Origin of the sequence: Agrobacterium larrymoorei (assembly GCF_005145045.1) — a bacterium.
GTDB classification, from domain to species: Bacteria; Pseudomonadota; Alphaproteobacteria; order Rhizobiales; family Rhizobiaceae; genus Agrobacterium; species Agrobacterium larrymoorei.
The window spans coordinates 2,499,519-2,518,404 of record NZ_CP039691.1 but is presented as its reverse complement, the minus strand read 5'-3'; the positions used below and the strand labels follow the sequence as shown (position 1 = coordinate 2,518,404).

The window sequence follows — 18,886 nt, the reverse complement described above, 5'->3', positions numbered from 1 at the left end:
TAGCTGCCGCGAAAGTCAAGTCGCACCACTTGCTCCACGAGGAAAAACGCCGTGCCCTACAGCTCCGGTCAGGAAAAGCAGGAAATTGCCACCGGAACACTCGGCAAGGCCATATCGCTGCTTGAACTTGTGGTGATGTCGCCTGAGCCGCTTCGCTTCACCGATATATTACACCGGTCGGACCAGCCGCGCGGCACGCTTCACCGACAGCTTTCCCATCTTGTGGAGGAGGGGCTTTTGGAGCAAAGGGGCGACCAGACCTATGTCGCGGGAATCAGGCTGCTGAAATTTGCAGCCAAGGCCTGGAGCGGTAGCGACCTGCGATCCATTGCCGCACCGCATCTGCGCGCGCTGCATGAGCAGACCGGAGAATCGGTGCATCTCGGCGTCATCCGCGGCACCGAAATCATCTATCTCGACAAGATCGACGGCAAGCATGCTGTGCGAATGTATTCGCAGATAGGCAGAACCTCTCCATTATACTGTACCGGCGTCGGCAAGGCCGCGCTCTCGCTTCTTCCCGAGCCGGAGCTGAAGACGATAATCGAATCACTCAACTTCCAGTCCTTCACCCCCAGCACGATCGACACGCCCGAGCGGCTGCTGGCTGAAATCGAGACGATCCGGGAGCGTGGATATGGTTTCGATCTCGAGGAGCACGAGACGGGCATCCAGTGCATCGCCGTACCGATTTCCGCGAATCGGCAGGATTTCCGCGCCGCGATCTCGGTGACGGGGCCAGCCTACAGGCTGACCCGCGAAGTGCTTGAAGGCTGGGCTCCGCTGGTCAAAGACATTGCGAGAGAGATTTCTGTAGACGCATCACTGCGGCTTGCACCCTTGGGTGAATAGAAAAACCCGCCTTAAAAGCAGGAAAGTCTAAGTCATGCATAAATTGTGAGGAATGCTCACATCAACTTTCGTTTGCATAAAATTAACAATTTGATAACTATGCTTTGACGTGATTTCCCCGAAGACACATTCATTAATTGATATGTTGAACTGTAAAGACAAGTAACGAATGCTCAAACCTGAAATAGACAACTTTGCTGTCATGGGGGCGGATAGCGCCCAGGACTTGGCACGTCTGCAAACTCAGTTCGATATCTTCAGATTCTTGAAAAAGATGAGCGAAAGCTGGGGCATGAAGGCATTCATGGTCATGAACCTGCCTCCGCAAATGGCGCTTGAGTTGTCGCATTACACGGTCATCACCAACTGGCCCGCCGAACTTCTTCATCAATACGATCACGACGGACTTCTGGCGACGAGCAATGTGCTGAAGGAATTGAAGCGCGGTTGCACGCCCTTTCTCGTCGATGAGGCGTTTCTTACGCGCGGTCAGGAACCATCGAGCGCCAAGACCATCGTTGAACTCTTTGCCCGCTTCGAAATGTCGAACGCCATCTGGTGTCCCGTGCAGGATGCGACCGGCATGCGCGGTGCGGTTTCGCTCTCGGGAAGCCGAAGCAGCTTTTCTCCTTCGCAAGTGGCGGAGATATTCTACCTCGCGACTCACATCTATGGCCGCCTTGCGCATGTGCGAAGCCTCGACGCGCGCATCCCCGAAACGCTGACGGACCGCGAGATCGACTGTCTCAATTGGACGGCTGCGGGCAAGACAAGCGCGGAGATCGCCGACATTCTTGTTCTTTCGGAACATACGGTAAATCACTACCTGAACCGCGCGACCAAGAAGCTCGATACCGTCAACCGCACGCAGGCTGTCGCAAAAGCTTTGCGCGTGGGCTTGATAAAATAGGGATATTTTCTTTTTCCTGTTGTTATCTGTCTCGCTGTGAGTGATCTTGGCTGAGCGACGGCACAGGAGACGCATTTGGCAGGCACGCGGCGCTTCAAGGCAGCTTTTACCCCGACAGTTGACTGTGCAGTGCTTGTTGTTGCTCTTGAAAAAGGTTTTGCCGCCGATGAGGGCGTGAACCTCGAGCTGATAAGAAAGAATTCCCCTCGTTCTGTTTTTGCCGATTGGGTTGCAGATGAGTTGCACGGTGCGCATTTGCCCGTATCGCTGCCTGTTGCATCGGCTCTGACGCTTGGCGGTATGCAAGCCGATCTGATCGTGCCCTTCATTCTGGCCACAGGCGGCTCATCGCTCACCGTCAGCCAGTTGCTTCACGATGATCTTTTCGAGCAGGGAATGAAGATACCGGAGCCGGGCTCCGTGTCGCGCGCGCTTTCACGGGTCGCACTGGCTCGCCAGAAGGCGCAGCTGCCTGCGCTGACATTTACCACGGAACACGCCCTTTCGCCCTCGGCCTATGAGTTCCGCTATCTTCTCGCCAGTTCCCGCCTCGTCACCCCGCGCTATATCGTCTTGATCGAGGCACCTCCTGCGGACATGTCGGAGTTGCTGGCCAAGGGGGAGATAGACGGCTTTTACGTGGCCGAACCCTATGGAAGCGAGGCGGTTCTGCGGGAAACGGGGCGAATCATCACCACCAAATCGCACATCTGGCAGAACGCGCCTGAAAAGGGTTTGGCTGTCTCGAAGCCGTGGGCCATGGAAAACGAGGCAACGCTGCACGCCCTGTTGCGGGCTCTTTACCGCGCGGGTGAATGGTGCGCCAGCCAGGGCAATATCGAAGAACTGGCAGGACTTCTGGCCGCGCCGCAATATCTCAGCCGTGAAGGCGATCTTATTCTACCTGCGCTGACCGGGTTCATCCCCCACTCTCCGACACGCCTGCTGGAATGCCACCGGTTCTTTTCCACCAGCGGAAACGCCGCAAACTTTCCGTGGCAGAGCCAGGCTCTCTGGTTCTTCAACCAGATGGCACGGTGGAACGATTGTCCGGTGGATTATATTGCCGACGGCAAGGCCTATGAGGCCGCGAGCGAAGCTTTCCGCCCAGATATTTTTCGCAAGGCGCTCAAACCGATTTTTGCGCCCGTGCCTGCTGCCAACATGAAGCTGGAAGGGACGTTGAAAGCGCCCGTTCATGTCGGTGCATCCCGCGCATCGCTGTTACTGGGCCCGGATGCCTTCTTCGACGGTCAGGTTTTCGACCCGGAGAAACTCACCCCCTATAACGAAACCTGAAGGCCGAACGAAAGTTTGCTCTTTATCATTGGCGAAGGGCGCGGGCTTGTTTATCTAACCCCTGCTGAAGCACGAAGGGTTGGATCAGGGCATGGCGCAGGCAGACAAGACACAGATCGAAAAGGCTCTGGATAAGGTCATCTATCCCGGCAGCGAAAAGAGCATCGTTGCGCTGGGCATGGTGTCTGAAATTTTCCTCAGCGATTCGAAGGCCTATTTCTCGATTACCGTGCCAGCGGATCAGGCCCACGAGATGGAGCCTTTGAGGCTCGCCGCTGAAAAGGCGACACTCGACGTGCCGGGTGTGAAGGCCGCTATGGTCGCGCTCACGGCCAACCGCAAGCCGGGCAGCGCGTCCTCTCCCGCCCCGAAAGCACCCTCTCAGCCAGCCGCGCCGCAACCAAGATCGAAGGCCGGTGTTCCCGGCATCGGTGCCATCATAGCCGTCGCATCCGGCAAGGGTGGCGTTGGAAAATCCACCACCGCGGTCAATCTGGCTCTCGGTCTGCAAACGCTCGGCCTTCGCGTTGGGATTCTCGATGCAGATATTTACGGCCCTTCCATTCCAAGACTTTTGAAAATTTCCGGCCGTCCCCAGCAGGGGGAAGGGCGCATCATAATGCCCATGGAAAATTACGGCCTGAAGGTCATGTCCATGGGCTTTCTGGTGGATGAGGAGGCGGCGATGATCTGGCGCGGGCCGATGGTGCAGTCCGCCCTCATGCAGATGCTGCGGGAAGTGGCCTGGGGCGAACTCGACGTTCTGGTGCTGGATATGCCGCCCGGTACGGGCGACGCGCAGCTTACCATCGCCCAGCAGGTGCCGCTTGCCGGTGCCGTCATCGTCTCCACGCCACAGGATCTGGCGCTGATCGATGCGCGCAAGGGCATCACCATGTTCCGCAAGGTGGAAGTGCCTCTTCTCGGCGTCGTCGAGAATATGAGCTATTTCATCGCGCCGGATACCGGTAATCGCTACGATATTTTCGGCCATGGTGGAGCGCGGGCGGAGGCGGAGCGTATCGGCGTGCCTTTCCTCGGAGAAGTGCCACTCACCATGTCCATTCGTGAAATGTCCGATGCCGGAACGCCGGTCGTCGTGGCAGAGCCGGAAGGGCCGCAGGCGCTCGTTTACCGCGATATCGCACAAAAGGTGTGGACCGAGGTTGGCAGGGGCTCGAGCCGGTCTGCGCCAAAAATTGTATTTGAATAGATATTGGCGAAAATCGACAAGAATTGGCGCTCTCATCAATGCGCCACTCGCATATCTATCGTTCTTCTGAAGCAGACCGACACGCTAATAGTAAAGTAAAAAACTACCCAATACTCTGTATTATATGGGATTTTGACGGAGGGAGCCTGGCGGCATCCGCTCGTGCCGAAAGTGCTTTTTGAAAATACCGCTTGATTCTTTACAGCGTTGGGAGCATAGCCCTGCGCCGTTTGAACCGCAGCCATCTTCGTGCGTTTGCGGAAGCCACGCATGATGTGTTAGATCAGCCTGCCGACAACCATTCGGCGCTGCGGACCGGAGAAACTGATTGATAAAAGCCTATCGCTCGAATTGCGAGGCGATCAGCCTGTCGGCGGACTGCGCGTTCACGCAGATGTCGGAAGACATTGTCTGGATCGATCTGATCAACCCCACCCGCGACGAGGAAAAGCATGTCGAAGCAATGCTCGGCACGGAGCTTCCCACGCGTGAGGACCTGAAAGACATTGAGCCTTCCAGCCGCCTCTATACGGAAGATAATAATGTCTTCATGACGGCATCTTTGGTCTGGAAAGCAGATTCGACCGATCCGCAACTGACCGACGTCGCTTTCGTCCTGATCGGCAACCGGCTTGTGACGATCCGCTATGCAGAGCCGAAATCCTTCAATCTCTTCATCGCCGCCATTACGCGTGTTCCTCATGATATGAGAAGCGGCGCGGCCCTTCTGCTGAAGCTGCTCGAAACCATCGTGGATCGCACGGCGGAAATTCTGGAAAATACGGTCGTCGGCATCGATAAGGTCGCGACCGGCATTTTCGGCGGGGAAGCGCGCAGCAAGCGCAAGGCGCCGCGCTATCTGGAAGAAAAGATCGCCGAGATCGCGTCCTTTCACCGCCTTGTTTCCAAGGTGCGCGATAGTCTGACGTCTCTTGCCCGTGTTCAGTCGTTTCTTCAGGCAACAGGCCTTGTCCAGCAGGATAAGGAGGCCAAGGAAATGGGCCGCTCCATTGCGCGCGATATCCAGTCGCTCTCCGAACACGCCTCTTATATTTCCGGCAACCTGACCTTTTTGCTGGATGCTTCGCTTGGCATCATCAATGTCGAGCAGAACGCGATCATCAAGATTTTCTCCATCGCATCGGTGGTATTCCTGCCGCCGACGCTGGTGGCTTCCGTTTACGGAATGAACTTCGCGCATATGCCGGAGTTACAATGGAGCCTTGGTTACCCGCTGGCAATTTTTGTCATGCTTATATCGGCAATCATTCCGTTTATCGTTTTTCGCTGGAAGGGCTGGCTCTAAGAGAGCCAGGATTTACATGGCCCACCCCTTTGACAAGGAAATTCTCGACAAGCCCGACGTGGAAGATCACCACGTCAAGGGCCTGTTTCCGGCGATGCTCGGCTCGATCGGGGTTGTATATGGCGATATCGGCACCAGCCCGCTCTATGCATTTCGCGAAGCCCTGAAGCCCATCTCGCATGACGGGCTGACGCAGGCCGAGGTCATCGGCCTCATCTCGCTGATGATCTGGTCGCTGACGATCATCGTCACCATCAAATACATCTGCTTCCTGCTGCGCGCAGATAACGATGGCGAAGGCGGCACGCTTTCGCTGCTGGCGCTGTTGATGAAGACCGCAGGCGCGCGACGCAATGTCCTCATCATGCTCGGTCTCATCGGTGCGGCCCTCTTCCTGGGCGACGCGATGATCACGCCAGCGCTTTCAGTGCTGTCCGCCGTGGAAGGCCTGAAGCTCGTGACGCCGCAGATGGATGAGTTCATCATTCCCATTTCGCTCGGTATTCTGGTCGCCCTGTTCGCCATCCAGTCCCATGGTACAGGAACGGTGGCGAAATTCTTCGGACCGATCACCGCTGTCTGGTTCATCGTCATGGGTCTGGTCGGCCTGCTGCATATTTCGGACGATTACAGCATTCTCTATTCCTTCAACCCGCTTCACGCCGTCGAGTTTCTGCTGAACGAAGGTTTCTACGGCATCGTGGTTCTTGGCGCGGTCTTCCTGACGATTACAGGCGCCGAGGCGCTTTATGCCGATCTGGGTCACTTCGGTCGCAAGCCCATTCAGTGGGCATGGTTCGTGCTGGTCTTTCCGGCGCTCACACTCAATTATCTCGGGCAGGGTGCTCTGGTTCTGAAAGACCCGGCGGCCATGTCCAACCCCTTTTACCTGATGTTCCCGCAATGGGCGCTTCTTCCAGCCGTCATTCTGGCAACCGCCGCCACCATCATCGCCAGCCAGGCGGTTATTACCGGCGCGTTCTCCATGGTGCGTCAGGCAATCAACCTCGGCTATCTGCCGCGGATGGAAATCCTCTTCACCTCGGAGACCAATACCGGACAAATCTACCTGCCATCGGTCAACACCGTGCTGCTCTTCGGCGTGGTCGCGCTCGTTCTCACCTTCAAGAGTTCCGACGCGCTTGCCACCGCTTACGGTATCTCGGTCACCGGCGCGATGGTTGTGACCAGCCTTCTCTTCTTCCAGTTTGCGCGCACGCATTGGAAATGGTCGCTGTCGCTCTGCCTGCTGGTCATCCTGCCGTTCATCTCGCTGGAACTGATCTTCCTCGGTGCAAACCTGCTGAAGATTCACGATGGCGGTTATGTGCCGGTCCTGCTCGCCATTGCCTTCACCGTCATTATGATGACATGGCAGCGCGGTTCGAGAATTCTCTTTGCCAAGACGCGCAGAACAGATGTGCCTTTGAAGGCTTTCGTGTCTTCGGTTGAGAAAGAAAGCGCGCATGCGCCGGTCCGCATTCCCGGCACTGCAATCTTCCTGACGGGTGATCCTGAAACCGCGCCCGCCGCACTGCTCCACAATCTCAAGCACAATCACGTCCTGCACGACAAGAACGTCATCCTGACGATCCGCACCGAGGATACGCCAAGGGTTCATCCCGACCAGCGTTACACCAAGACCAAGATCAGCGAACGCTTCGTGGTGGTGGAACTGCATTTCGGCTTCATGGAAACGCAGAACGTCACGCAGGCGCTCGGTTATCTGCGTCGCACGGGATACAAGTTCGACATCATGTCGACTTCCTTCTATCTTGGCCGCAGAAAGCTGGTGCCGGATCCCAAATCCAGCATGCCCGGCTGGCAGAACCGTCTGTTCATCGCGATGGCGGAAAGCGCTGCCGATCCTTCGGAATATTTCCGCCTGCCGGCAAACCGCGTGGTCGAGCTCGGTTCACACGTCGTCATCTGACATCGGCGTTACCTTGAAATCTCAAACGCCGTCCTCGCTCACGCGGGGACGGCGTTTTAGTTTCCGCTCACACATTAATGTGAGCAGGCTCTCGCTGAGCCTGCGTTAACCAAGCATCAAGGTTAATGAGTGATTATCCGGCTGTGTAGCAAGTCGTTTGCGTGTGTCCGGAGTACTGGTTTTGCGTTCAAGAAAAATGTCGCGTCGCAGGTCCTTCATGTCTTATGAGAAGTGGGCCTCGCCTGTCGTCTTCGGCCTTGCCGCCTGGCTTGCCTTCCCATCGCTTGCAGCCCGCGCCGATCTGGCGTCTTTGCTGGCCGGTCTCGATGCCGGTGGCGAACAGTGGCGCATGGTGCTGACCAACTCTCCTGCCGGTTCGGTTCACAGCGCATCGCTCGCCTTCAATGACGCGACGGAAACCGCCGCCATCAGCGGCGCTGGTATGACGCTTCCCGATGGCCGAAAGGTTGCTTTCGTCACCAACAAGTCGGGCAAGGAAACCACGCCCGATAGCGACCGCGTCAACCGCGCGGCCAAAAAGGGCAGGGTGGTTGCCACCGAAATCATGCAGCCACCGAAAGCCTTCACGGCAGGCTCCGTCCTCCAGCGCACCAGCATGATCGATATCGAACCGCTGAAGCGCAAGGATCGCACCGCTTTCGTAAAGCCGAAGAAGAACAAGGATGTCGAACTGGCATCCTTCTATTTCCGTCGCGATGAGAAGAAGGCCGACAAAACCGTTTCCCCGATGCTGGCGGACCTGATTACCAACCGCACCCCGGATGTGCTGGCAACGGCCTATGCGCCTGCCGAGCCGGATTTCGCGCGCGAATCGCCTTTCGATGCAATTCTGAAAAAGCCGGATACGGGTCGTTTCATTCCACCGATTTCACCGGATGACCATGCCTGGGCGGCAACGCCTCTGCCTGCAGAGACGTTTTCCGCCGCTGAACAGCAATGCCTCGCATCCGGCATATATTTCGAAGCGCGTGGCGAATCGGTAAAGGGACAGGCAGCCGTCGCGCAGGTCATTCTCAACCGCGTTCGCAACCCCGCTTACCCCAAAACCATCTGCGGCGTGGTCTATCAGAACAAGGATTGGCGCAATCGCTGCCAGTTTTCCTTTGCCTGCGATAATATCAAGGACCGCGTAAACTCCGAGCGGCACTGGAAAATGGCCCGCGAAGTGGCCATGGCGACGACGTCAGGCAAGATCTGGCTCAAGGAAGTCGGTTCCGCCACGCATTACCACGCCGTCTATGTGCGTCCCGCATGGGGCAAGAGCATGAAGAAGGTCGGCAGAATCGGGTTGCATGTCTTCTACCGTACCTATGGTGGCGGCTGGAGCTGATAATCACGCGGTTTTAGGTGCAAAAGTCGTGTCAAAATTGCCGATTCCCTCGCTAAACACGGCAAAGATTCACTGATTATCCCTCAACTCATTGTTTTCGCAGGCGAAATTTGTGCTGAAACAAGCGTTGACTGTGCCTTGACTAGAGAAGTCCCTAAAACTATGTTGCGCGCGACTTCAGAGCGGGCTGGAGCAGGCTTAAAGCACTGCCGTTTACAACTCCAAAGAGTTCTGGCGACGTCGGAACGGAGAGAAAAGGGCAGGATTTAAAAATGAGCAGCAACCGTAACGATAGTCTGGACGAGCGCCGCAAGCGCCTTGCTGAGGGATTGGCAAAGGTACAGGCGGAGGACGAGGCGGAAGAGAGGATAGAGCGCAACGCCGAAGAAAGCCGTAAGGGCTTTGGGTTGGCGATGAAGCTTTCATCGGAGTTCATTTCCGCCGTCATCGTTGGCGCCATGCTGGGTTATCTTCTGGACCATTTTGCCGGCACGTCGCCGTGGGGGATGATCATTCTTCTGCTTCTCGGCTTCTGCGCGGGCGTGCTGAACGTTCTGCGGTCTGCGGGCGTGGTGGCCAAGCCGCCGCTGCTCGAAGAAGGGCTCGGAAAAGATAAGGGTGGGAAGACGGGCGGGTGACGCTCCTTTCCATATAGTGATGTGAGGTGCCGCTTTAAGCGGCGACAGGTAAAGAGGGCAGCCGGTGGCAAACGATCCGACCCATCAGTTCTTGGTGCAGCCGATCATCCCGATCGAGATTGGCGGCGTCGATTTTTCGTTCACCAATGCTTCGCTTTTCATGGTTGCTACCGTCGCGGTCGCTTCGGGCTTCCTGTATTTCGCAACGTCGAACCGCGGTCTCATCCCGACCCGCATGCAGTCCGTTGCTGAAATGTCTTATGAATTCATTGCCTCGATGCTGCGCGAAGGCGCGGGCAAGAAGGGAATGGTCTTCTTCCCCTTCGTGTTCTCGCTGTTCATGTTCATTCTGACGGCAAACCTGCTCGGCATGTTCCCGTATTTCTTCACGGTCACCAGCCAGATCATCGTTACCTTCGCGCTGTCGTGCCTGGTTATCGGAACCGTCGTCGTCTACGGTTTCTACAAGCATGGTCTGCACTTCCTCGGCATTTTCGCTCCATCGGGCGTGCCCAAGGTGCTGCTGCCGCTGGTGGCGTCCATCGAAGTCATTTCTTTCCTTTCGCGTCCAATCAGCCTGTCTGTTCGTCTTTTCGCGAACATGCTGGCCGGTCACATCACGCTGAAGATTTTCGCAGGCTTCGTCGCCTCCATGGGTGCTCTGGGTGCCCTTGGTGTCGGTGGCGCAATCCTGCCGCTCATCATGACCGTCGCAGTCGTCGGTCTCGAATTTCTCGTCGCCTTCCTTCAGGCATATGTCTTCGCGGTACTGACTTGCATGTACCTGAACGACGCCGTGCATGGTGGTCACTGAGAAGTAAAGTCGCTGGCCCCGGTAACGGGTGTCAAAAATAGCCGCAACAACCCATTTCTAAGGAGCTTAACATGGAAGCGGAAGCAGCAAAGTACATCGGCGCAGGTCTCGCATGCCTCGGCATGGCTGGTACGTCCCTCGCTCTCGGCCGTATCTTCGGCGATTTCTTGTCCGGCGCACTGCGCAACCCGTCTGCCGCTGACAGCCAGTTCGGCCGTCTGGTATTCGGCTTCGCCGTTACGGAAGCTCTGGGCATCTTCTCGCTGCTCGTTGCTCTCCTTCTCCTGTTCGCTGTTTAATTTCAGCATCAGGTTTGGATCACGGCTGGCGGCCCGCTTGCCGTGATCCTTCGCATTTGCAGTACCCCTGGAGGTGAGCATGTTCGTGACCGAGGCTCTTGCCCAGTCAGCACCGGCGTCAACTGAAACGACGACGGAAACACCCGCTGTCGGCCAGACGGCCCCGGAAGCCACGCATACGGAAACCGGAGTGGCGCATGACGCCGGTCATGGTTCCGGCGTATTCCCGCCGTTCGATCAGTCGACCTACGCATCCCAGCTTCTGTGGCTGGCTATCACGTTCGGCCTTTTCTACGTGCTCATGAAGAAAATCATCGTGCCGCGCGTTGGTGGCATCCTTGAGGATCGTCATGGCCGCATCGCACAGGATCTCGATGAGGCGTCCCGGCTGAAGTCCGAGGCTGATGCCGCTATCGAGACTTACGAAAAAGAACTTAGCGCAGCACGCGCAAAGGCTGGATCCATTGCATCTGCCGCCCGCGACGCTGCAAAGGCAAAGGCCGATGCGGACCGCGCCGCCATCGAAGCCGAACTGTCCGAAAAGCTGTCGGCTGCCGAAGCGCGCATCGCGTCGATCAAGAGCCAGGCTTTTGCCGATGTCGGCACCATCGCCGAAGAAATCGCGACCGCTATCGTCGATCAGCTGATCGGCACGAAGGTCAAGGACACCGATGCCAAGGCAGCCGTTGCCGCCGCATCCGACGTGAAGGGAGCTTGATATGGCATTCGATGCAACATTTTTCGCTCTCGTAGGTCTTGTCCTCTTCTTCGTGCTGATTGCTTACCTCAAGGTTCCAGGCATGCTGGCTGGCTCGCTGGACGAGCGCGCCAAGAACATCACCGAGGAACTGGCCGAAGCCAAGCGCCTGCGTGAAGAAGCACAGCATCTGCTGGCCGAATATCAGCGCAAGCGCAAGGAAGCCGAAGCTGAAGCTGCAGGCATCATCGCTGCTGCAGAACGCGAAGCAGCGGCGCTGACGGCAGAAGCCAAGGTGAAGACGGAAGAATTCGTCGCTCGCCGCACGGCACTGTCGGAGCAGAAAATCAAACAGGCCGAAACCGACGCCATCGGTGCCGTTCGTTCTGCCGCCGTCGATATCGCAATCGCAGCTTCCGAGAAGCTGCTTGCCGAAAAGACGACCGCTGCCGCAAAGACGAAGCTGTTCAAGTCCGCAGTTGGCGAAGTCAAGGCTCGCCTGAACTGATCTGACGGCTCAATACCGCTCATCGAAACCCCTCCGGAAGGTCTCCGCGAGGGGTTTTTTGTTGTGTCGCAACCCGACAAGCCCAGTGAGTGATCCCTATAAATTGAGTATAAAATTCACCTTCCAAGTAATGGAACGGGCATATTCTGCTGGGGCCACTAATTTGATTTAACTTTAATGAAATATAAATAAAAGTTTTAGAATATACAGTTCTAAAGGGTGGGAATATCAATATCAGATTGTCTGTTTTCCAGAGGCCACGCGGGGTCGCTGTGAGGCTGCGTGCGGTCTGAAGCATGCGCATTTTCAAATTATCCATAGTCTTCTATCTGGGGTGACGATCATGAAATTATCGATCGGTGCAGTTTTGGCCGGCCTGTCGGGCGTAATGCTGCTGGTTGCGGGTGTGCAGGGCAGTTTCTCCGTCATGTCGCTTTCTCAGATCAAAGGCGGCATCGAGGTCATTGTCGGAGAGCGTGTTCCCGCATTCATCAGTCTGGGCGCAATCAATGCCGACGTCGGTAGCGTGCGAAATGCGCAAAGCGCGATCGTGAGCGCCACCGGAGCCGCACAGGCCGATTTTCAACGTCAACTCACCCAGGCGAAGAGCGACCTCGGCGATAATTTGAAGGAATATCAGACCTACCTCGTCGATGAGGCGGACAAGACGCATCTCGCAAACTTCACCAGCAAATGGGCAGCAGCGGAAAGCCGTTGGTCGCAGGTCGAAACTCTTGTCAAGGCCAGCAGGATGGACGAGGCGAGGGCGCTTTTCGTTGGCGATGCACTCGGCGCTTATAATGATGCGAAGAAAGCACTTCAGGATGCCGTGGACGACATGGAATCCGACGTTCGCGGCGAAGGCGATGCGACAGAAGCGACGGCGTCTTCGGCGATCACGCTGAATTACGCATCGCTGGCAATCGCGCTCGTCATCGGTTTCGGCGCCGCAGTCTTCGGCAATATGTACCTGGCGAAGCCGTTGGTGCGGATGACCGGTGTTATGCGCAAGCTCTCCTCCGGCGATACGGCAATCGATATTCCAGGCCGCGAGCGCAAGGACGAAATCGGCGCGATGGCAGATGCCGTTGAGGTTTTCCGCCGCAGCGCGATTGAAAACCAGAGGCTCGAATCCGAGGCGGAACGAAATCGCCAGCAGGCGGAGGCGGAGCGGCTGGAAACCCAGCGTCGGGCTGAAGCGGATGCAGAAGAGCGGCTGCGCGCAGCGACATCCGGCCTTGCCGCGGGTCTGCGCCGTCTGGCATCCGGCGATCTTGCCTTCCAACTCAATGACGCCTTCTCGCCGGATTTCGAACCGCTGCGCCGTGACTTCAATCAGTCGATCACGCAACTTGGCGCAACGCTTACGGAAATCTCGCATTCCATCGACGCCATGAACAACGGTACGCGTGAAATCGCCGAAGGTTCGGTCGATCTTTCCCGCCGCACCGAACAACAGGCGGCAACGCTTGAGGAAACAGCTGCGGCTCTGGACGAAATCACCGTCAACGTGGCCAACTCCACCAAGCGCGCGCAGGAAGCCCGCGGCGCGGCAGGCGAAGCAACGCGCGCCGCCAAGGTGTCCGGCGATGTCGTCGCGACTGCGGTCGACGCGATGCAGCGCATCGAGCAGTCATCCGGCCAGATATCGAACATCATCGTCGTCATCGATGAAATTGCCTTCCAGACCAATCTCCTCGCCCTCAACGCGGGCGTGGAAGCGGCACGAGCTGGTGAAGCGGGCAAGGGCTTTGCCGTTGTGGCTCAGGAGGTGCGCGAACTCGCACAGCGCTCCGCACAGGCCGCAAAGGAGATCAAGGAACTGATCAGCAAGTCTTCCAGCGAAGTGGAAAGCGGAGTCAAGCTGGTGCAGCAAACCGGCGATGCCCTGAAATCCATCAGCCACCACGTCGAGGCGATGAACGATCACATGGGCGCAATCGCTTCCTCCGCACAGGAACAGGCCACCGGCCTTGCCGAAGTCAACACGGCAGTCAACCAGATGGACCAGACCACCCAACAAAACGCCGCCATGGTGGAAGAAACCACCTCCGCCACCGCCGCACTGGCCAGCGAAAGCGACAAGCTGCGCACGCTTCTCCAGCAGTTCAGGCTCACGGAGCATGGGGGCCAGCGAGACGGTTACCAGATGCGGCTTGCGGGTTAGAGTCACTGCTGTTCTGATAGATTTCAGTTGCTGACGTAAAAGCTGCCGATCTTTTTCCGTCGTGCCGACCTCTAGTCAGTATCCATCAGGATAAGTCTTTGGCCTGAAATAGCGTGGTAGTCGGACATTTGTGCATTGGATGAATTAACGTTCACGGCACTGCTGTCCGGTTGATATTATAGACCTAGTATAGGGTATCGACTGCATTTCGTTTTTTGTACTCTGTGCGAACTCGGACTCGCCGTTGCAACGCTGGCTGGGAATGCAGCAACGGCACTCCCCACCACTGTCATCCTGGACTTGATCCGGGATCCAGCCAGACCAAGTCTTTGGTCTGAAAGGTTTTTTGACGCGCAGACGCGCGTCTGCTGGCCCCCGGCTCAAGGCCGGGGTGACGAGTGGGGGAGCTGTTTTCGCCTCAAACTCCCAACTCAGCTTAAACCGGACAGCAATGGAGCAAGTGCGGGACGATAGCGAAATGGCCCTTTACGCAACATCCTGCCTGAGTGGGCGAAAGCTCATGCGGTGCAGTGAGCAGGCACCGTGGGCTTCGATGGCGCGGAGGTGGACAGGGGTTCCGTATCCGGCGTGGAGCTCGAAGCCATAGGCGGTGTGGATTGTTCCGGCGCGTTCCATCATGCGGTCTCGCGTGACCTTTGCGATGATGGAGGCGGCTGCGATGGAGACGGAGCGGGCGTCTCCCTTGATGACGGCTTTCGCTTCGCAGGAAATTCCGGGTGGCTGGTCGCGGCCATCGGCAAGAACAAGGGCAGGTGGGACTTCAAGCCCCAGAACAGCGCGGCGCATGGCATCGAGACTGGCGCGCAGAATATTCATGCGGTCGATGAGGACCGGCCCGGAGGAGGCGACGGAAACGAAGGAGCTCCCGATGATGAGATCGAACAGCGCCTCCCGCTTCGCCTTCGTCAGCTTTTTGGAATCATCCAGCCCCGGCGGAATATTGTCGGGGTCGAGAATAACAGCAGCTGCGACGACGGGACCGGCCAAGGGGCCGCGCCCCGCTTCATCCGTTCCTGCAACGGGCCAGAGCCCGCGCTTGCGTGCCTCAAGCTCCATGCTGAAATCCGGTGCTGCCGGAGCAAGGTCGAACAGGGAAGGAGAATCGGATGCTGTACGTCGTTTCATGCGGCGAAACTCGCACAGACACCCGATCTCCCGCAAGCCCCCGGTTGCGGCGATGACGACAACCCATAGGGGCGTGGTTGTCATCTATGGCTGACCAGAGCCATGGTCATTTTCCCATAGGCGGCGGGGAAACGACGATCGCACGCGAGGCGGCGGTACCGGGGGCAACGCCGGTGCGTCAGGGAAGCGCACCGGACATTCTTTCAATACAAAAACGGCGGCGTTACCGTTCTATGAGCGGACGGTGCGAGCAGCATCCCCACGCAAGATATTCATCTAAAGCGCAACACAGGTCTCGCGCTCATATGAATGCTTCAAGTTCCGGTTTTGCGCATTCTAAGCAAAGCCGCTGCACAGTTTGCACACCATGCCTAAAGCAGCGAAAGCTGAACGCCAGCACCGCCGGGCGCAACGAAGAGATCGTCCCGCAACTGGATGCCGCGGCGGATGAGACCGAGCCGTTTCGTTGCCATTTCGAAGCGACGACCGATCTGCCATGCGTAGGGGCCTGCGCCCTTCATGCGCTTGCCGAATTCAGCATCGTAATCCTTGCCATCCCGCATGGAACGCACGAGCGACATGACGTGGCGATAGCGGTCCGGGTAATTGCGCAGCAGCCAGTCCCGAAACAGCGGGCTCACTTCAAGCGGCAACCGCAGCAGCACATAGGATGCTTCCGTCGCACCCGCAGCCTTCCCGGCATCCAGTACGCGTTCGATCTCATGGTCGTTCAGCGCCGGGATGACGGGCGCCATCATGACGGCAACAGGAATGCCCGCTTCCGTCAATTGTTTGATCGCGTCCAGCCGTTTGGATGGCGTGGATGCGCGCGGCTCCATGCTGCGGGCGAGCTTCCGATCCAGCGTCGTCACCGATATGCCAACCTTGACCAGCCCCTTCTTCGCCATAGGCGCAAGAATATCGATATCACGCGTGATCAGGGCCGACTTGGTAACGATGGCGACAGGATGCTCCGCCTTGGCCAGCACTTCGAGAATCTGGCGCATGATCCGCCATTCCTTCTCGATGGGCTGATAGGGGTCGGTATTGGTACCGATGGCGATGACGCGTGCCTTGTAACCGGGCTTTGCCAGTTCACGCTCCAGCAGCTTGGCCGCGTCAGGCTTGGCAAACAGCTTGGCCTCGAAATCAAGGCCCGCCGAAAGCCCCATATAGCTGTGGGTAGGCCGGGCGAAGCAATAGATGCAGCCATGTTCGCAGCCGCGATAGGGATTTATGGAGCGATCGAAAGGAATGTCGGGCGATTCGTTGCGAGTGATGATGGTGCGAGGCTTTTCCACCTGCACATCCGTCTTGAACTCCGGCAATTCCTCGATAATATCCCAGCCATCTTCAAAGGCTTCATGCTGCAACGTCTCGAAGCGCCCACCCGGATTGATGCCAGCACCCCGGCCACGACGGCGGTCGATCTCGATCCGCAGGCCAGAGGCATCGGCCAGTGCGTTGGCAATATCCGGCTTATGGCTCGGCTGATAGGCAGCCTGCCCTGTAAGAACATGTTGTCTCATCTGATGCTCCTGACCGGCAGATGCCAGCGAGTTGGATGAAGAAATTCCTACCGTGAAAACGAGAACATTACAAGAACAAAATGAATGTCATTCGCGTGTCGATCAAATTGCGGCCCGCAAAGCCAACTTCTTAACTCTATGCACGGGCAATCGGGAAAATCGATTTGGCTTTTGCGATCAATGATGTAGGAATTTTATCGATGAGATGTTGCAGGTGCCGAACGCCTATCTCTTCACGGTTGGGACGAACGACAAGCTGACAAGATATGCTGACAGTCATCATGGAAAGCCGAAATCACGAATCGGAACTCGCGCACACGCTGTCTGCGCTGGTCTCGGGCGCGGTGGAAGGTTTGGTCAGCGATGTCATCATTCTCGACCATGCATCGCAGGATGGTTCGGCCCGTGTAGCGGAGGCGGCGGGTTGCCGTTTTCATGAAAGCTGGAATGTGAGCGAGATCATCGAATCGGCACGCGGCGACTGGCTTTTGCTGGTCGAACCCGGCAGCCGCCCGCAGGGCGGTTGGATCGAAGAAATTCTGGAATATGTGGCGCTGAACAGGAGCCCGGCGCAATTTGCGCCTTCGCGGCATTACAGGCCGTCGCTGCTCACGCGTCTTTTTCACCGCGGACCTGCGCTCGAATATGGGCTGCTATTGCGCAAGCAGGATGCGCTCAATCTTGCGAATTCCGGCCTTGCGCTCGATGATTTTCCGAAGTCGCAGAAGCCACGCAGGCTCGGGGCGGAGCTTATTCCGGCCTCTGTGCTGAAGGCTGCTCGCTGATTAGCCTTTGTTGCGGCGCAGGTGCTCATCCAGACGCGGCATGATTTCCACGAAATTGCAAGGCATATGCCGGTAATCCAGCTGGCCTTTCAGAATGCCATCCCAGGCATCCTTGCAGGCGCCGGGGGAGCCGGGCAGGACGAAGATGAAAGTCGAATTGGCAAGGCCCGCCGTTGCGCGGGACTGGATCGTAGAGGTTCCGATCTTGTCATAGGAGATGCGGTGGAAGACTTCCGAGAAGCCATCCATGCGCTTTTCGAACAGGGGTTCCAGAGCCTCGGGCGTAACGTCGCGACCCGTGAAGCCGGTGCCACCCGTGGTGATGACCACATCGATTTCATCGGAAAGGGTCCAGCCATGCACCTTGTCGCGGATCGCATCGCGGTCATCCGGCACGATGGCACGGTCCACGAGGCGATGGCCCGCCTCTTCGATCCGGGCGACCAGCGTCGCGCCGGATTTATCGTCGGCAAGGCTGCGCGTGTCCGAAACAGTGAGAACGGCAATGCCGACCGGGATAAATTGTCTGCCTTCGCTCATGATCCTTGCCTCGCTATCGTTGTCGTTTCCTGAACATACCATTCCGGCTGTTGTTCCCGAAGTCGAGCGGCTGCTGCCTGCGCTTGCTCCCATGATGGAAACAGGCCGAAACATGTTGCGCCGGAGCCGGACATACGCACGAACTCGGCACCATTTGCCTTGAGCAGAGAAAGAACGTCCTGGATCTGGGGCAAAAGGCGCATCGCTGGGGGCTGGAGATCGTTTCTCAGCGCACCGAGCATCGATAACCAATCATCATCCGCCAAAGCGGGAAGGGGAGCGTTGTTCTTGCTTTCCAGCAGCCGGAAAATGGCGGGCGTGGACACGCCCTGTAGTGGATTGACCAGTACGAGCGAAAGCCGCGGAAAATTCGGCAGGAGGGTAAGCTCCTCACCAATGCCACGCGCAATCAACGGCGTGCTGGCAAGGCACATCGGAACATCCGCGCCAAGCTTCAGCGCGATTTCGCCCAAAGAATCGCTGTAGACCTGAACGTTCCAGTGGCGGATAAGACCGCGCAAGGTTGCCGCCGCATCTGCCGAACCGCCGCCAATGCCGGATGCAATCGGCAGGTTCTTTTCCAGATGAATGGAGACAGGCGGGGTGGCCGTGCCGCCTTCTTGCAGATGCGCCCGCAGCAGATCGCGTGCTTTCAGCACAAGATTGCTATCGGGGTCGGCATGTTTGAGGGCCAGCGCAAAAGGCCCGGAGATGGAAAACCGGTCCGCATCCGCATCGCTAATGCGAAGCACATCTCCGGCTTCTGTGAAGGTGGCCAGCATCTCAAGGAGGTGATATCCATCCTGCCGTTGGCCGGTCACATGCAGCGCAAGATTGATCTTGGCGGGAGCGGCCTCGATGATTTCGACCGCTCCATTCACATCATGCGAAAGCATCGG

General features: G+C 57.5%; 18 protein-coding genes. 14 read left to right on the top strand and 4 right to left on the bottom strand.

Annotated features, from left to right (window positions below):
• Positions 1 to 51 precede the first annotated feature (51 nt).
• The 13 genes from CFBP5473_RS12255 to CFBP5473_RS12195 all read left to right on the top strand — a co-directional run bounded on the left by CFBP5473_RS12255 (position 52) and on the right by CFBP5473_RS12195 (position 13,987).
• Complete coding sequence (locus CFBP5473_RS12255) at positions 52 to 852, top strand: IclR family transcriptional regulator (protein WP_234881755.1); 801 nt, start codon at positions 52 to 54, stop codon at positions 850 to 852.
• Between the two features lie 169 nt (positions 853 to 1,021).
• The gene (locus tag CFBP5473_RS12250) at positions 1,022 to 1,762 is read left to right on the top strand and encodes a helix-turn-helix transcriptional regulator (protein WP_027673916.1); all 741 of its coding nucleotides are present in this window, start codon (positions 1,022 to 1,024) and stop codon (positions 1,760 to 1,762) included.
• Positions 1,763 to 1,837: 75 nt separating this feature from the next.
• The gene (locus CFBP5473_RS12245) at positions 1,838 to 3,061 is read left to right on the top strand and encodes an ABC transporter substrate-binding protein (RefSeq protein ID WP_027673917.1); all 1,224 of its coding nucleotides are present in this window, start codon (positions 1,838 to 1,840) and stop codon (positions 3,059 to 3,061) included.
• Positions 3,062 to 3,152: 91 nt separating this feature from the next.
• Complete coding sequence (locus CFBP5473_RS12240; protein ID WP_027673918.1) at positions 3,153 to 4,274, top strand: Mrp/NBP35 family ATP-binding protein; 1,122 nt, start codon at positions 3,153 to 3,155, stop codon at positions 4,272 to 4,274.
• 328 nt (positions 4,275 to 4,602) lie between these two features.
• Complete coding sequence (gene corA, locus CFBP5473_RS12235) at positions 4,603 to 5,580, top strand: magnesium/cobalt transporter CorA (RefSeq protein WP_027673919.1); 978 nt, start codon at positions 4,603 to 4,605, stop codon at positions 5,578 to 5,580.
• A gap of 94 nt (positions 5,581 to 5,674) precedes the next feature.
• A complete protein-coding gene (locus tag CFBP5473_RS12230) occupies positions 5,675 to 7,513 on the top strand; it encodes a potassium transporter Kup (RefSeq protein WP_234881809.1) in 1,839 nt (612 codons plus the stop codon).
• Positions 7,514 to 7,730: 217 nt separating this feature from the next.
• Positions 7,731 to 8,864 carry a cell wall hydrolase gene (locus CFBP5473_RS12225; protein WP_234881754.1) on the top strand — a complete coding sequence of 378 codons (1,134 nt, stop codon included), beginning with the start codon at positions 7,731 to 7,733 and terminating at the stop codon, positions 8,862 to 8,864.
• 272 nt (positions 8,865 to 9,136) lie between these two features.
• The gene (locus tag CFBP5473_RS12220; protein WP_027673922.1) at positions 9,137 to 9,502 is read left to right on the top strand and encodes an AtpZ/AtpI family protein; all 366 of its coding nucleotides are present in this window, start codon (positions 9,137 to 9,139) and stop codon (positions 9,500 to 9,502) included.
• A gap of 64 nt (positions 9,503 to 9,566) precedes the next feature.
• Positions 9,567 to 10,316: a F0F1 ATP synthase subunit A gene (locus CFBP5473_RS12215; RefSeq protein WP_027673923.1), complete on the top strand. Its 750-nt coding sequence runs from the start codon at positions 9,567 to 9,569 to the stop codon at positions 10,314 to 10,316.
• A 71-nt stretch (positions 10,317 to 10,387) separates the two neighbouring features.
• Entirely contained in the window at positions 10,388 to 10,615 is a 228-nt protein-coding gene (locus CFBP5473_RS12210) for a F0F1 ATP synthase subunit C (RefSeq protein ID WP_027673924.1), read from the top strand.
• 79 nt (positions 10,616 to 10,694) lie between these two features.
• Positions 10,695 to 11,333: a F0F1 ATP synthase subunit B gene (locus CFBP5473_RS12205; protein WP_027673925.1), complete on the top strand. Its 639-nt coding sequence runs from the start codon at positions 10,695 to 10,697 to the stop codon at positions 11,331 to 11,333.
• A gap of 1 nt (position 11,334) precedes the next feature.
• Positions 11,335 to 11,820: a F0F1 ATP synthase subunit B gene (locus tag CFBP5473_RS12200; RefSeq protein ID WP_027673926.1), complete on the top strand. Its 486-nt coding sequence runs from the start codon at positions 11,335 to 11,337 to the stop codon at positions 11,818 to 11,820.
• Positions 11,821 to 12,163: 343 nt separating this feature from the next.
• Positions 12,164 to 13,987, top strand: coding sequence for a methyl-accepting chemotaxis protein (locus CFBP5473_RS12195; protein WP_037170690.1), 1,824 nt, complete (start codon positions 12,164 to 12,166; stop codon positions 13,985 to 13,987).
• A 486-nt stretch (positions 13,988 to 14,473) separates the two neighbouring features.
• On the opposite strand, the gene CFBP5473_RS12190 is transcribed toward CFBP5473_RS12195, so the two are convergent.
• The gene (locus tag CFBP5473_RS12190) at positions 14,474 to 15,133 is read right to left on the bottom strand and encodes a ribonuclease HII (protein ID WP_051441160.1); all 660 of its coding nucleotides are present in this window, start codon (positions 15,131 to 15,133) and stop codon (positions 14,474 to 14,476) included.
• Positions 15,134 to 15,504: 371 nt separating this feature from the next.
• The gene (locus CFBP5473_RS12185) at positions 15,505 to 16,662 is read right to left on the bottom strand and encodes a PA0069 family radical SAM protein (protein WP_027673928.1); all 1,158 of its coding nucleotides are present in this window, start codon (positions 16,660 to 16,662) and stop codon (positions 15,505 to 15,507) included.
• 266 nt (positions 16,663 to 16,928) lie between these two features.
• Between CFBP5473_RS12185 and CFBP5473_RS12180 the strand changes: the two genes are divergently transcribed.
• Complete coding sequence (locus tag CFBP5473_RS12180) at positions 16,929 to 17,447, top strand: glycosyltransferase family protein (protein WP_027673929.1); 519 nt, start codon at positions 16,929 to 16,931, stop codon at positions 17,445 to 17,447.
• Here the strand turns inward: CFBP5473_RS12180 and moaB are convergent, their stop codons facing one another.
• The gene (moaB, locus tag CFBP5473_RS12175) at positions 17,448 to 17,987 is read right to left on the bottom strand and encodes a molybdenum cofactor biosynthesis protein B (RefSeq protein WP_037170692.1); all 540 of its coding nucleotides are present in this window, start codon (positions 17,985 to 17,987) and stop codon (positions 17,448 to 17,450) included.
• Positions 17,984 to 18,883 carry a 4-(cytidine 5'-diphospho)-2-C-methyl-D-erythritol kinase gene (locus CFBP5473_RS12170; protein ID WP_027673931.1) on the bottom strand — a complete coding sequence of 300 codons (900 nt, stop codon included), beginning with the start codon at positions 18,881 to 18,883 and terminating at the stop codon, positions 17,984 to 17,986. The genes moaB and CFBP5473_RS12170 overlap by 4 nt, the downstream gene beginning before the upstream one ends.
• Positions 18,884 to 18,886: the final 3 nt, after the last annotated feature.